Annotated in this window: 14 protein-coding genes; 7 read left to right on the top strand and 7 right to left on the bottom strand. The window is 58.9% G+C overall.

The genetic code is table 11. The features are described 5' to 3' along the window. The first annotated feature begins 88 nt into the window (after positions 1-88). The 4 genes from BM074_RS20500 (at position 89) to BM074_RS20485 (ending at position 2,746) form a co-directional block, all read left to right on the top strand. Positions 89-502: an SH3 domain-containing protein gene (locus BM074_RS20500; protein WP_027232857.1), complete on the top strand. Its 414-nt coding sequence runs from the start codon at positions 89-91 to the stop codon at positions 500-502. Between the two features lie 128 nt (positions 503-630). Beyond that, on the top strand, positions 631-1,005 hold the full coding sequence (locus BM074_RS20495; RefSeq protein ID WP_027232858.1) for a YciI family protein: 375 nt from the start codon (positions 631-633) through the stop codon (positions 1,003-1,005). Further along, complete coding sequence (locus BM074_RS20490; RefSeq protein ID WP_091924795.1) at positions 1,002-2,243, top strand: RNA polymerase sigma factor; 1,242 nt, start codon at positions 1,002-1,004, stop codon at positions 2,241-2,243. The genes BM074_RS20495 and BM074_RS20490 overlap by 4 nt, the downstream gene beginning before the upstream one ends. A gap of 80 nt (positions 2,244-2,323) precedes the next feature. After that, a complete protein-coding gene (locus BM074_RS20485; protein WP_091924792.1) occupies positions 2,324-2,746 on the top strand; it encodes a YybH family protein in 423 nt (140 codons plus the stop codon). Positions 2,747-2,752: 6 nt separating this feature from the next. Here the strand turns inward: BM074_RS20485 and BM074_RS20480 are convergent, their stop codons facing one another. The 3 genes from BM074_RS20480 to BM074_RS20470 all read right to left on the bottom strand — a co-directional run bounded on the left by BM074_RS20480 (position 2,753) and on the right by BM074_RS20470 (position 6,933). Continuing rightward, the gene (locus tag BM074_RS20480; RefSeq protein ID WP_027232861.1) at positions 2,753-4,381 is read right to left on the bottom strand and encodes an MFS transporter; all 1,629 of its coding nucleotides are present in this window, start codon (positions 4,379-4,381) and stop codon (positions 2,753-2,755) included. Between the two features lie 424 nt (positions 4,382-4,805). Continuing rightward, positions 4,806-5,558: a helix-turn-helix transcriptional regulator gene (locus BM074_RS20475; RefSeq protein ID WP_051615243.1), complete on the bottom strand. Its 753-nt coding sequence runs from the start codon at positions 5,556-5,558 to the stop codon at positions 4,806-4,808. A gap of 274 nt (positions 5,559-5,832) precedes the next feature. Next, positions 5,833-6,933, bottom strand: a complete 1,101-nt coding sequence (locus BM074_RS20470) for a helix-turn-helix transcriptional regulator (RefSeq protein ID WP_051615245.1) — start codon at positions 6,931-6,933, stop codon at positions 5,833-5,835. A gap of 445 nt (positions 6,934-7,378) precedes the next feature. On the opposite strand from BM074_RS20470, the gene BM074_RS20465 reads away from it, so the two are divergent. From BM074_RS20465 to BM074_RS20455, 3 genes are read left to right on the top strand one after another with little or no spacing between them, the layout of a single operon-like run. Then, complete coding sequence (locus BM074_RS20465; protein WP_091924789.1) at positions 7,379-8,197, top strand: hypothetical protein; 819 nt, start codon at positions 7,379-7,381, stop codon at positions 8,195-8,197. Position 8,198: 1 nt separating this feature from the next. Further along, positions 8,199-9,137 carry a hypothetical protein gene (locus BM074_RS20460; RefSeq protein ID WP_091924786.1) on the top strand — a complete coding sequence of 313 codons (939 nt, stop codon included), beginning with the start codon at positions 8,199-8,201 and terminating at the stop codon, positions 9,135-9,137. A 4-nt stretch (positions 9,138-9,141) separates the two neighbouring features. After that, entirely contained in the window at positions 9,142-9,843 is a 702-nt protein-coding gene (locus BM074_RS20455; protein ID WP_091924783.1) for a hypothetical protein, read from the top strand. A 13-nt stretch (positions 9,844-9,856) separates the two neighbouring features. Here BM074_RS20455 and BM074_RS20450 read toward each other — a convergent pair whose 3' ends face one another. Genes BM074_RS20450 through BM074_RS20435 form a run of 4 tightly spaced genes read right to left on the bottom strand, consistent with a single transcriptional unit; the run spans position 9,857 to position 14,284 of the window. Further along, on the bottom strand, positions 9,857-10,672 hold the full coding sequence (locus BM074_RS20450; protein WP_091924780.1) for a formylmethanofuran dehydrogenase subunit C: 816 nt from the start codon (positions 10,670-10,672) through the stop codon (positions 9,857-9,859). Further along, positions 10,669-11,577: a formylmethanofuran--tetrahydromethanopterin N-formyltransferase gene (fhcD, locus tag BM074_RS20445; RefSeq protein WP_091924778.1), complete on the bottom strand. Its 909-nt coding sequence runs from the start codon at positions 11,575-11,577 to the stop codon at positions 10,669-10,671. The genes BM074_RS20450 and fhcD overlap by 4 nt, the downstream gene beginning before the upstream one ends. Beyond that, positions 11,565-13,199, bottom strand: coding sequence for a formylmethanofuran dehydrogenase subunit A (locus BM074_RS20440; protein ID WP_091924776.1), 1,635 nt, complete (start codon positions 13,197-13,199; stop codon positions 11,565-11,567). Before BM074_RS20440 ends, fhcD begins: the two co-directional genes overlap by 13 nt. Beyond that, on the bottom strand, positions 13,193-14,284 hold the full coding sequence (locus BM074_RS20435; RefSeq protein WP_091924925.1) for a molybdopterin-binding domain-containing protein: 1,092 nt from the start codon (positions 14,282-14,284) through the stop codon (positions 13,193-13,195). Before BM074_RS20435 ends, BM074_RS20440 begins: the two co-directional genes overlap by 7 nt. Between the last annotated feature and the right edge of the window lie 10 nt (positions 14,285-14,294).

Here is a 14,294-nt window from a genome sequence, read left to right as displayed (position 1 = left end):
TGATCAACAGGCCGAACCGGCTGGACAAGCTCAGCAAAACAGAATCTCATTGCAAACAGAAGTTGTAGAGACCGGGATGGAAGCGACGATGACGCATAAACGGATTCTGTCGATTATTTTCATTTGCTTCGGCGTTCTCGCCTGGCCCGCTTATGCTGCTGCCTATACCGCCTATACAATGGGCAACGTGAACATTCGCACGGGTCCGGGCACCGGCTACGCAAAAGTCGCGACTCTCGCGCCAGGGTTGCGGGTCGATGTTCTCGCTTGCGAAGGCAGTTGGTGCCGCGTCGGCTATCAGGGGCTGCGCGGCTGGCTGTCGGCCAACTACATCGATCGCGCCGTTTCGACGCGTCCGCCGGCAGTCGTCATCCAGCCGACGATCGTCGTCAGGCCGCCCTACCGGCCTCCATATTATCGCCCGCCCGCATACCGTCCGCCGCCACCCTATTATCGGCCTCGGCCGAACTGCCGGATCGCGCCGGGCTACCCCTGTCCGTAATGCAAGCGACCGGCTGGTCGCGCTGGCGGCGCATCAGGGTTTATTCGACTGAAATCGCATAAAATTCTCGACCCGCTGTCGGGATTGGCGTTACCTGTTCGTCATCACTCAGAGAGGAACGAACGCGAATGCTCTACGCCATTTTTTGCTACAATCCCGAGGATGTCGTCGGCGCCTGGACCAAGGAAGAAGACGATGCAGTCATGGAGCGGCTTGGCAAAGTCCAGGACAAGCTTAGGGAGCAGGGCCGGCTCGGGCCCGTCGCGCGTCTGTTGCCAACGACTGCTGCAACGACGTTGCGCAAGGGCCGTGACGAGCCGATTATCATCGATGGCCCATTTGCCGAGACCAAGGAGCAATTGCTCGGTTTCTACATCATTGAGTGCGCATCGCTCGAAGAGGCCATCGACACGGCAAGGGATCTTGCCGTCGCCAATCCGGGCACCGGTTCCTACGAAATACGCCCTGTCTCCATCTTCCGGCCCGGAGTCGATCTGACATGAGCGAAGGGTGCTGGATCGACGCAGCATTGACGGCCGCCCGCCCCCAGGCGGTGGGTGCGCTGCTGCGTTATTTCCGCAATCTCGATATCGCCGAAGAAGCCTTTCAGGAGGCATGCCTGCGTGCCTTGAAAAACTGGCAGACGAACGGGCCCCCTCGCGATCCCACAGCCTGGCTGATCTTCGTTGGGCGTAATAGCGCCATTGATGGCGTCAGGCGTCAGGCGAAGCAACAGCCGCTGCCGCCCGAGGAATTGCTGTCAGACCTTGGCGACCGCGAGACCGCGATTGCCGAGAAGATCGACAATTCCGACTATCGCGACGATATATTGCGACTACTTTTTATCTGCTGCCATCCCGATCTTCCGGCAACCCAGCAGATCCCGCTCGCCCTGCGCATCGTTTCCGGGCTGTCCGTCCGTCAAATTGCGCGCGCATTTCTGGTTAGCGAGAGCGCCATGGAACAGCGCATCACCCGGGCGAAATCTCGTATCGGCAGCGGCGATGTTCCGTTCGAAACGCCAGGGCCCGTCGAGCGTTCCGAACGGCTCGCGGTCGTTGCCGCCATGGTCTACCTTATCTTCAACGAAGGCTATTCGGCTGGCGGCCATGAGCAGCAGGCGCGTTTCCCGCTCTGCGATGAGGCCATAAGGCTGGCGCGGCTGCTACTGCGCCTCTTCCCGGCCGAACCTGAAATCATGGGGCTCACCGCCCTCCTCCTTCTGCAAAGTGCGCGTAGTGCCGCCCGCTTCGACGCCGACGGCGCGGTCATTCTTCTCGAAGATCAGGACAGGCGCCTGTGGAACAGCAAGATGATCGCCGAGGGCCTCGCATTGATTGACAAGGCGATGCGCCATCGCCGCCCCGGTCCCTATCAGATCCAGGCGGCGATTGCCGCGCTGCACGCGAGGGCCGCGCGGGCCGAGGATACCGACTGGAGGGAAATCGATCTGCTTTACGCCGCGCTCGAACGGCTGACCCCTTCGCCAGTTGTTACTCTCAACCGGGCCGTTGCCGTCGCGAAGGTAAAGGGTCCGGAAGCCGCCCTTGCCTTGATAGAGCCGCTTGAGGGAAGACTTTCAGGCTACTTCCACTTCTTCGGCGTCAAGGGCGGCCTGTTGATGAAGGTCGGACGCACCAAGGAAGCACGCGAAGCTTTCAATCATGCAATTTCGCTGGCGAATACGGCGGCCGAAGCGGCCCATATCAGGATGCATCTCGACAGGCTCGCCGAAGGCTAGACAATCTGTTTCAGTTGCTGTCGGTTTGGCGGCTTTTCGTTCGTCCTTGAGATGAGGTTCATCAATCAAGGATAAATCCCATGAACGAGAGACATGCAGTCGAGGCGACAATCAAGGCCTGGTCCAGCGCCATAACCGCCAAGGATGCCGCAAACGTCGTTTCGAACCTGACCGACGACGTCGTACAATTCACCCTCGCACCGCCGCTCCAGCACAAAGGCAAGGACGCGGAAGATCTTGCAGGCTGGTTCGCCACCTGGGAAGGACCGATTGGCGGCGAAGCGCGCGATACGCGCATTGAAGTCGGCGGCGACGTAGCCTTCGCAACGAGCCTCGTGCGCATGACGGGCACGAAGACTGACGGCCAGAATGTCGATCTCTGGTTCCGCCAGACCCTTGGCCTCGTCAAGAAGGAGGGTACCTGGCGGATCACCCATGTCCACAGCTCAGTACCGTTTTACATGGACGGCAGCATGAAGGGCGCTTTCGACCTTAAGCCGTAAATGCCATCAAGCCATGTCTATCGGGGTCTTATGCGCCTCGATATCATGCGGGACGATGGTTTGGCGCTCGACCATGCGATGCACGCGCGGATTGTCTTCGCCGCGATGAAGCTTACGGATGCGATCCCAGATCTCGGCATCGGCGTGCGTCCGGCGTTGGTTATGCCGGACGTATTCGACCCAGGTTGGGGTGTGGTAGCTCTCGGTCCACACTTCTGGATTTTCGAGATCGCGCATCAGCGCCCAATGGCCGGCGCCATCGCGAATGCGCACCCGCCGCCTCTCGGCCATGACGCTGAGAAACTCCGGAACGTCTTCCTCGGCAATGATGTAGTCGATCATGATGACGATAGGGCCGCTCCGTGGTTTCAGATCGAGCGCCAGCAGCGGCTCGCTGAAGCGGTTGAGCGGATCGAGATTGAGCGTCTTGAATTCCGGCAGGGCATAGCGGAGACCGATGGCGGCGCCCGCAAGCATGATGACGCTCGATGCGAGCAGCGCCTTGTCGGCCCCATATTCACCGGCCATAACACCCCAGAGCCAGCTGCCGGCAGCGATTCCGCCGAAGGTAGTGGTCTGGTAAAGCGACAGGGCGCGTCCTACCACCCAGCGCGGCGTCGAAAGCTGGACGGTGACATTGAACAATGAGAGCGCGAGTACCCAGCAGGCGCCCGCAGCAAGAAGGGCTGCATTGGTCGGCCAGGCGCTCGGGCTTACGGCTGCAATGGCTGAACTCACGGCAAATCCGGCGAAAGCGATGCGGACGATTGCTTCGCTCGACAGGAATTCGCGCAGCCGCGCGCTGAGGAGCGCCCCGCCGATGGCGCCGATCCCGAACGATCCCAGCATGACGCCATAAACGAGCGGACCGCCGCCCACCAGATCACGCGCGACGAGCGGCAGCAGCGCCAGCACGGCGCTCGCCGAAAAACCGAAGATGAAGCCACGGAAGATCACCTTGCCGATATTCGGCGACATGGCAACGTAGCGCAGGCCCGCGGAAATCGCCCGCCCCATCGTCTCGCGCGGCAAAGTATTGGGCGGGTATTTCGGCTGCCAGCGCATCAAGGCGAATATGATCGGAAAGTAGCTGACCGCGTTGACGGCAAAGGCCGCCGCCGCGCCCGCTGCGGCGACGATAACACCGCCGACCGCCGGGCCGACGCTGCGCGTAATGTTGAAGCCCATACTGTTGAGTGCAACGGCGCCCGGGAGATCGTCGCGGGGCACCATGTCGCCGACGGAAGCCTGCCACGACGGATTGTTGAGCGCGGTTCCGCAACCGAGCAGGAAAGTAAATGCGAGGAGGAGCCAGGGCGTGATCAGTCCGAGATAGGCGAAGACAGTCAGGAGCACGGAAATGACGACCATGAAGGTCTGCGCCACGATCATGACAGCACGGCGATTGAAATTATCCGCGAGCGCACCGGAAATGAGCGAAAACAGCATGATCGGCAGGGCGGTCGATGCCTGCACGAGTGCGACCATATCGACCGAACTCGAGATCGTGGTCATCATCCATGCGGCGCCGACCGCCTGAATGAGTGATCCGAAGTTCGAGGAGAGATTGGCGATCCAGATCGTGCGGAACGTTTCGTGTCTGAACGGCGCGAGTGGCGATATTCGGTCTGGCACCTCGAATGCTTCCTATTTGCGGTGATGGCTCGTAGTGCCCTTATAGGCGAGCCTGCCGCGAATTCCAGTTCTCGTGAACGACCGGTCCGTTCAACTTACGTTTTCGGTCTTAAGGAAGTGTGGGTGAGGCTCGCCCTTCCTCTCCCTTGTCGAGGGGACGGCGCCCAATAAAAAAGGGACGCCGCATCATTGCGAACGTCCCTTGAATTCGATTGAGCACTGCACTCATCATCTACGGTGCAATTGCTGCTTTGCGCGCCCCTTGTTCAAATGGTTTCCCCATGGCGAGCCTCGTCCCCGTCGGATCGGTACCACCTGGCCACCCGGCTCTCCGCCAGGTCCCCACTGGTTTGGCGCAGTACCTGATCCAACAGGCTCACCATGAGGAAAGTCGTCAATGCGAAGAAAATGCCGAGGCTAAACATCACGCCACCTCATCATACATCGCGTTGATCTTGTAGATCGCTTCCGAACGGTTCGTGACGCGCAGCTTCTTGAGAATATTGCGAACATGAACTTTGACGGTGTTCGGTGCCAGGTTCAGCGTATACGCAATTGACTTGTTCGCCTTACCGAGCCGCAGCACCTGAATGACGTCCTCCTCGCGCGGTGTAAACATCGCCCCCCGCTTGGATTGGTAGCGCCTCGTCCCCAGGATGCGCTGGATGTCAGTCAGATTTTCGGCCGCAACAAACACACCCCCGGCCAATGCCATCGAAATTGCTTCCATGCAGACCGATATGCCGGCATTGCCTGGAAGATAGCCCCGTGCCCCATGCTCGAGAACGGTCAGTATTTGCTGGAAGCCGCAAATATCGGCCTGGACGATGACGGGTGCGTTCGGGAATCTCAGCACCAGTTCCTCGATTTCGAGTACAATCGAGTTGTCCATAAATCTTGAATCGTCGACACACACGAGAATGGCTGAAAACTCCGAGGCATCGAAGTCTTCGATATCATTCACCGAGCCGAAATTGACGATATGCAGGCCGAGCCCATTCGCAAGGAGACCCCAGGAGAGATGCTCGCGAGAGAGCACGCGCCCGTCGATGATGGCAAGCGACTTTTGCGGCCGTGGATTTTCCGAAGCGATATGCAGCGTGGCACGACGGGCAGCTGTACGTCGGTCGGCAATTGGCCTGCCATCCGGTATTCGCTCATACGTGATTCCTGACATGATACTCACCCCTAAAACTTACTCACTGATTTTCCATCAGTTGTTTGTAACTCTAAGTTGTACGACATGATTTACTGCGATGGCCGGTAGACCTCTTGAGCACTTTTCAGCCGGCCACGGCTTACTCCACTTTGGTGTCCGTTCCTTCACTTGCCTGAATATTTCAGGGAGCGAATTGTCTAACGGAAGCTCATAGTTGTCGATTTTCCGGCAAAGCGCTTCACCCTGCGGGGTGAAACAAAAAAAACTGCAAATTTTTTGTTTGAAAGGAAGTTTAAAGGCCTTCCAGACCTGCAACCATCCGGATCAATTCGACCTGGTTTGCGGCATTGGTCTTTGCATATAAGCTCTTGATTTGCGACCTGATCGTCTCTCGGGAGAGCCCCGCCTCGGCCGCGATTTCATCGGCAGTCCGGCCGCCGATCAACCCGTTCAAGGCCCTGACTTCCGCACCGGTAAGCGCGTACATTTCGCGGAACTCCGCGAGGTCGAATACGCGTGGCGTCGTGCGTTGCGGCTCGAGAATCACGACGACAGTCGGCCCCTCGAAGAAGAACGAGAACCTGTCCTTCTGAACATGGATCAACGTCACCTTGACGTCATCGACCTGAAAACTAGCATATTTCGGTTCGTGCGACGTGCGATCGAGCATCTTCTGCAACATGGCTTCAGCATCGTGGGAGGCGATGTGCAGTTTCCCCAGCGCGGAGGTGCGCACACAGTTTCCCTGCTCCATTATCTTCTGCGCGGTCTCCGAGGCGGACTTTATCCGGGAGCTGTCGCCGACGATAATCAGCCCGACATCGATGGCGTCGAAGGCAAGACCCCGGGCCTCCTTGCTGAACCGGTTGAATGAACGGTTCTGATAATATTTGAAGACCCTGTTGAGATGCGGTGCCAGTCGCGTCAGCAGTTCGGCCGCTTCGGCAGTACGCTCAGTTTCTCGCTCGCTGGTCAGGATGCTTAAAAGAAAAGACCGCCCTTCAGTGCGAACGATCGTTACGCCCACTGCAGATTCGGCGCCGGCCGGCACAAGAAAGTCGCTATAGAACTCGGTCTTCACCAGCCGGTCATAGGGCAGCATCTGTTCCGCCGTGACACCGATTCCGATCTTGCGGTTCGCGGCCCTCGGCATCCACGGATTGATACGGCAGAAATAAGTATCGTACTGGTTGACCTGCTTGGAGGTCATTCCGGAGGTCAATGACAAGGCGCCAGTTGCCTTGTACTGATCGTGATAAAAGAGGGTTGATTTGCCGTCCGGAAGGGTCGCCGCAAGCCGATCGAGAAAATGCTGCCAGCTGGTTTCACCCAGGAGGGAAGCATATACGAGGTCAATGAACTCGTCGTCGATAAGCTTCAAGTCGTGCTTCATCCCACTTTGCCGCTGAACTGTCTTATCTTGCGCGAGTATAGCGCTGCGAGAGAATTTTTCCACAGCAACCCTAGATAATCGGAGCAATGGCTCCGATGCGGCAACTTGCTCCAAGACCGCGGGAACTCCGTACGGACAAAGCCGATTAGCTAAATATATAACCCCAACTGATTACCGATTAGCCCATTATTTGGTTCGACTGTCAGTATATTTTCTCATAACATTGATAGATCAAACGCACTACGATGTATTATTTGAGACAAACGAGCGTACATCCCATATTCAACCTGCAGCTGTAAATATTCCACAGATTATTTCACAGCGCAAGGCGGTCCCGTCCCGCCAACGACTTCTAGCAGCATCGCAAGATAATCTTCATTCATCTCGCGGAGAGCGATTCGGCCGCCTGTGCTTTGCTGCGACTGCCATTCGAGGGGGAACCAACATGGCATTTACGGATAATTGCGACATCTTCGCCTCGTTTCATGAAGATGCGTTCAATGCAGTGATAGGACACGTGCGCCGGCAGCGGCCGTCATTGTTCAATTATGCTTCGCTTGGCGTCATCGCCAACCCTGGGCTGCTGTGCCGGCAAATCGATGCGCACCCTGTCGTTGCCCAACGCAACAATCCACTGATGACGCGCATCGACCCGCTGCAGATACCGGGCACCAACTTCGCCATGGAACTGGCCGTTCAGGTCACCGAGGCCAAGATCGACTTTCACCCAGGCAAAGGGATTGCCCTACCCCCGGAACTCGGAAAGCTCGCGCCGCAGCGCTTCGCGATGGCGCTCGGGGTATGCCTTGGTCTTGGCTGCCCGCGTGATTTCCCCGTCGACAGGCTTATTGATCCTCCCAAGGACAAACCGGACCGCGATGACAAGGGCCGGGATCCGGTACCGCCGCGACCGCTGCCCGTGCGCAGCCTGATGTGCTTCTGTCTGGAAGTCTTCGCCGTGGGCGGCGTGCGAATCCGCTTCTACAACGGCAAGCCCTATCTGGAGCCGTTTCTCGACCGGATCGAGATTGTCGATATACGCCCCGACGAACTTGAAGCGATACTGGAATGCTATTTGGAGATGATGCTGAAGCTCGGCCTCATCCCAAAACTCCGCATCCTGCTCGAACGGGCGCCGCTGGAAATCATCAAGAACGTCGTGAGCGTCGTCGTCAAGCCAACGCCGATCTCGGCGGCGGTTCCGAACAATCCGGCAATCGAGGACGACCAGCTGAAGGCATTCATCAACCTGGAGGTGATCTGAAATGGCCAACCTCACCATTGCCGCTTCCGAAGCGAGTTTCGTTCGCCTCTTCAATGCCATCCGCGACAACTTCACCTTTGCGGACGCTGACAGCGCCGACTTTGGACCTTTCACAGCAAGTTATGACGTCGCCTTCCACCTTGAGAACGGCAATGTCGATCTTCGCGGCGACAATACGGTCAAGATCGACGAACTCGACATCAAATGGGACAAGCTCGACCTGTCGCTCGGCATCGATATACCGAGCATCTGCATAGGCGGCTGGTGCATCATCCCGACGCCATTCGGCTGTGCCCTTCGCCTGCCGAAAATCTGCATCTTCGACGACGATCCCGATATCGCTATCACGCTACCGCTCGGCGGTCTCGTTTCGGAAGTGTCGCTGACCGGGCGCCTTGTCATGCGCCATTTTGACAACCCGGCGCGTCCACCCGGGATGAACGCCTGGGATGCCCAGGACGCCGTGCCTTCTCTGGCGAGCGAATGGCGTCTGTTCTTCGATGATCCGATTGTCGATATCGACCCTATCGATGTCGGCGATACCGTCGGCGACTTGCTGGAGGCAGCGGTCAACGCGGCGGTCGACAACCTTCTCTTTTTCCTTCCCGGCTGGGCGAGGGATATCGTGAAGGGGATACTCGGGCCGGTCATCGATCTCGTTCGGGCGATCCTCGACATTCCTGACGATATTCAGGAATGGATCTCGGACCTTCTGAATGTCAGCTTTGGACTGCTCGACATCGTTGCCCAGTTCATCATCGATTATTTCGGTGACAAAACTCCGCTGATGGCAATTGAAGATCCCTACCCGTTGCTGCCGGAAACCACCAACCCGAACAATTTCGGTCCCTCCATGCTCATGCCCGTCAAGATCCCGATCCGGAAACTCAACGTCTTCAACAACGATGTCGAGATGATTCTGGAAGCAGATATAGGATGAAACGATGTTAGCGAACCTCAACCGGCAATTGTTCGAGGCTACCGTTTTTGACAGCGGGGCGCTTGGGCTCACCACCAGCATTGTCCATCAGTTCACGGTCGCCGGGGTCTATTCGGCAACCGTGCGCAAAGACGGAAAGCACATGGGAAATGTCAGTTTCGAGGTTCGCGACGATGCGACCTCAATGCAACTCGACATTGATCTCGCCAAGACCCAGCAAGGCTCGAAAGATGGCTGTTGCTGCGGCACGGAAGCCGGCCAACCTGTGTCGTCAAAGGGCTATGTCGTCTTTCACACGACGTCCGGCACGGGATGGTCGGTACATGTTGGCGAAGGCAAGCAGGCGAGCTTTGACAGCACACGTCTGACGAAAGGCGATATTTTTGCCCTAACCCTGCTCGAGCCAACCCGGTACGGCATCGAGAACAAACTCGGCAGTGCGAAGGGTTCCGTCACGGTGGAGTTCAGCAAGGGGGATGCGAAGCGCTTGAGCGAACTCAAGCCTGTCATGGTGACGGCCGGAAAAAAGTTCGACCCCGAGAACTTCAAGCTGATCGCCACGCAAGGGCTCGTATTCCGCATCGAAACCGATGCCCGTATCGTCATCAGCCGCAAGGAAGCGCGTAAGGCTGAACCTGACAAGGGGCGCATCCGCTTTCAACGGCCGCGTATCGTCGAAACCCGGCCGGCGCGGAAGGCTTCATAGTATCGTCCGGAGGCTAGCGCGCGCTGCGATACAGGATCTCGCCCTTGCCCGACACGGAATTGTCGCCCGCATATTTCCCCGGCCTGTTGCCAAGCAGGGGGCGGTCGAGGATGCCTTCCGCGATGAGGTAGCGGTCGAAAAGGCCGGAAAAAGCGGTATCCGGCCGCCCGCAAGGGATGAAGGTCGGCGACAGTGCCTCGGGGTGGCGGTCAAAGAGCAACGAGCCGCGCTTCATAAGGTAGCCCGGCATTGCACCGACCTTGCCCGTAACCACGATGGTTCCTGCGATCATGCGATAGCCCGCATGATCGCCGCAGCCCTTGCCGATTGCGACCGTGCCACGACGCAGCCGGTCGCCGGCGTAATTGCCGGCCCTGCCCCGAACAATGAGGACACCGCCTTCCATGCCTGCAAGCTCGCCGGCAAGCGGTGCGGCGACGTGATTGCCGGCGTTGCCCGTAAGTTCGATTCGCCCGCCAGCCATGCCAGATCCCAAATGATCGCCAGCGTTCCCTTCGATCAGCAGCGATCCCCCGGACATCTTGCGGCCGGCCTGACTCCCGACATTTCCAACAACGCGCAGACTGCCAGCACCCATATCGGCCCCGACCCGGTCGAACCGGGCGCTTCCGCCCTCGACGATGAGGTTTTCAGCGTCTTTTCCGGCCAATTTGAAAAGGTCGCCGACAACGGCTGGTTTGCGGCTTGTACCGACGCGCAACCTTTCAATCTGTGCGAGCGAGAGCCCTGATATGCCTGTCGGCGTAAGGACGGAGAGATCGAGGCGCTCCTCGGGCTCGGACAGCAGGGTGAAGGTCATGGCTTTCATGGCAACAAGTCCTTCAGATGATAGTGAAACTTGCCAAGCTTGCCGCCATAATTGCCAGCGCTGATCCGCAGCGCCCCGCGCTTCGGGCCAAGATCGATCGCCGCCTTCAGTCCGGCGCGCATCGCTGCGGCAACCGCATCGCTGGTTTCGCCGTCAATGACGATCTCCAAAACGGCGTTGACGTCCGCCGTGAGTGAGGAATTCACCACGCCGCGCAGCGTCGGCGCAAAAGCATCGTTGGTCGAAGCCATCATGCCCTTGTATTTCCCGCCGACTTTCGAGCCAGACCGAACGATACCGCCGGGGAACGGCATGATTGCACCCGGCACTTTTTCGATGGCGGCGACCGCTCGCTCGGCGGCGTGCAGCGCCTTGGCATTGTCCGCCGCAAGGAAAAGCAGGTTGCCGCCGCCGACTGCATTCTTGGTAAGGCCCGTCGTCGCTTCGCACAGAAATTCGCCATCCATGACCGGCACGCGCCAGTAGTGGCGGTAGCCGAACTTCTTCGAGATTTGCCAGCCGTCGCCGAAATAGCGCAGCGAATTGCCAAGGTCGAGCCGCACTGTTCCATCGAGCGCGGCGAAACACGCGCTCCCCGGCGAGGTCAGCACACATTGGCCGAGCCGGGTCTTGAGCTGCTTCTGCAAATCTTCAGTGCTCATGGCGAAGATCATGACGCGGCAGCCCGGACGGCCATCCGGTGTTTGGGTCTCCGGCACATCCATATCGATGGCGGCCTCACATCCGCAGCCGATCACGGAGGTCGCAAAGCCGGTCATGGTGATCGCTGCCTGGCGAGCCCACTTCAGTGTCGGCGCCGTAATGAGGATTGCGGTGGCCCGCATGCCGAAGGCCTCGGCAAATGTATCGTCGACAACGACCCCATTGCGGCTCAGCTCTTGCATGAAACCTCCGCAAACGGCTCTTCGCGGGCAATCGCGGTATCAGCAAAGGTGAACCACTCCAGCGACAGGCCGTAGCGCTCGTCGTGATAGTCCCGCATGCGTTTTACCATGGCCTTGTCCGCCGGCGGATTGAGCCGCAACGCCTTGCCCCAACGGTATTTGGTCACCTTGCCGTTCTTGACGACCACCTCGCCGTTCTTGAAGACGAGCGCGGCTTCGCGGAACATCTTCGCGATGTCCTTGCCGCGCCTGTAAACGGCAATATCGGCGATCGCACCCGCCGCGAGATGGCCCCGATCCTTGAGGCCAAGAAGCTTTGCCGGCGCGGCCCGCGTCATGATGGCGATCTCCTCGAAAGTGTATTCGCGCCGAACCGAAGCCAGCGTCGTCAGCTCCAATGCTCCGGCATTGAGCTCGGTCGCCTTGGCGTCTCGCGCCTCGGCACTCATCAGCAGTTCAAACAATTCCGGATAGGCGGTAAAGGGCGCACCGTTGGGATGATCGGTCGTAAAGAACACGCGCCATGGATCTGTAATGAGGAGAAAGAGCTCGAGCCCTACCGCCCACTGCAGCGAGCCATAGTAGTCGTGCTTGTAGCGATAGGGGACAATGCCGCCACCGCTATTGCCGTCACCGTCGATAATGACCGATTTCTTCGGATTAGCGTTACCGAGTGCCGAGAACTGACGCATCACGTCAGAAGAAATCGTCACTGTCTGGCCGAACATCACCTGGCCGATATCGATCGTCACGTCGGGGTTGCCGTTGACAAGTTCCGCAAGCCGCGCGGCCTCGGACGAGAACTTGCGCTTGCCTTCCGTCCCATAGCCGTAGAACTGCAGGTGCGCCAGATGCAGGGGCGTGCCTTCGGTAGCGGCAATCGTCGCCGCGGCCGTGTCGGCGCTTCCGGCTATGCCGAGATTGTTGCAATGGACATGCAAGGGATGCGGAATGCCGAGCCGCGTGACCGATGCCTGCAGCGCCTTGACGATGCCGCGCGAGGTCAAACCATATTCCGGCACGATGTCGTCGAACGAAAACGATCGCACATTGTCCTTGAACGCAGCGGCCGCGCCGGCATTGATTACCTTGACGCCCAGCGCACGGGAAGAAGCGACGATCCAGGCAACATAATCGTCGAGCATGGCCGTCGATTTTTCATCGCGCAGCAGCGAAAGGGTAAAATCGTCGTTGCCGAGAATGGCGAGCGTCGCCTTGTCGATGATGGGTATGTCGGCAAGCTCAAGATGGGTGTGAAGCGCGGTGCTCGGGGCCATGGCCGGCTCTACGACGGTTGTAAAGCCCATCTGAGCGTAGAGGCACCCGGTCTGATAGGTCGACCAGCCCGCATTGGAAAGCGGGGTGTTTGCCGGGCGTGGCTGATGCGCTGCGTGTTGCTCGGGCAGCAGCAGACGCGCGGTATTCACATTGCCGCCGCCGATATGCGAGTGAATATCGATTGCGCCCGCCATGACGATGCAACCGGATAAATCGTGCGTTTCGTCTGCTGCGCCGCCCTCGGGAGCTTCCACGATAACACCGTCCCTGATCCACAGGTCACGGCGGCCACTTGTACCATTGACCGGATCGATCACGTCTCCCCCAGCGAGACGGATCAGCATGGCAGACCCTTTCGCCCGGGAAGAACAAGCGCAAGCTGCTGCAGCACGCTTGCTATGCTCGGCAATTCGGACGGTGCCGAAGCCGTCAGCGAATGGAACGTGCCGATCCTGCTTGAGAAGGCAACCCCGTCATGATCGACTCCCGCCCTGCCGACCGATATCGTCACGGCAGCCCCTTCCCTCCGCTTTTCCGTCCGGCTCAAAGAGACCAACCCGATCCTGCCTTTCGGGGGCATTGTTCCCCGTGCGGACACCCAGACGTGAAGGTCCGCTTCCTTGTCGCGAACCATACGCTGGGTGTCCCATCGCACGGGGTCATAGCTTGGGAGGCTATCGGAAAATCCTGTACGGGGCGGAAAACCGGTCATCCACAGTGATGTGAGGGCGGTACCCCAGGCATCATCGTCCGTGGGAAGAAACAGACTGCTGGCGCGACCTTGCTTGTTGAGGTCGGCCACAAGTCCCTGGAGCATGGCAAGGTCCGGCGAATTCATCGTGCCGGAAAAGACGAAGACCGGAAACCGGCTCTTGCCGAGCGCGCTCTTCAGACGATCTACATTTGCCAGCGAACCAGTCTGATTTCGCCCAAGCAAATCCGCGCGCAGGGCAGCGAGCACGCCCGAAAGTCCGAGGCCCTCCCCGCCGATCGCAACGGATCTGAGCTTGCGATGGAGGCGACCCGCGTCTGAGGGGGGCTCCAATGCGCCCTCGACATGAAACCAGACCCGCTTGTTGCGATCGCCGAGATCAGGACCGGATCCTGCCAGATGGAGGAGGAGTTCATGATGGGCAACGGGAATGTCACCGACGAGAACGACGAGGCTGGAACGGCGCCGCGTCTCACCCGGCGTCGTGATCATGGCGCCTTGATCGGCGAACAGCGCCACCTCCCTTGCGAGCGTGTCGCCATGGATATGATCGAAGGCGCCACCAACTCTTTCCGCGAGTGCAATCGCACTGCGCGTACCATGCACATCCGCATCTATGGTGAATACTGGACAGCGGCTTGATACCAGAAGCTTTGCAACATTCTGTATCGCATCCATCAAGGATACCGGCTGGCTGCCAATCCATGCAACCGACATATTCCGCATC

The sequence above is a fragment of the Phyllobacterium sp. CL33Tsu genome (assembly GCF_900113985.1).
GTDB lineage: Bacteria > Pseudomonadota > Alphaproteobacteria > Rhizobiales > Rhizobiaceae > Phyllobacterium > Phyllobacterium pellucidum.
The sequence above is the reverse complement of the archived record's forward strand: the minus strand, read 5'-3'. Positions and strand labels throughout refer to the sequence as shown.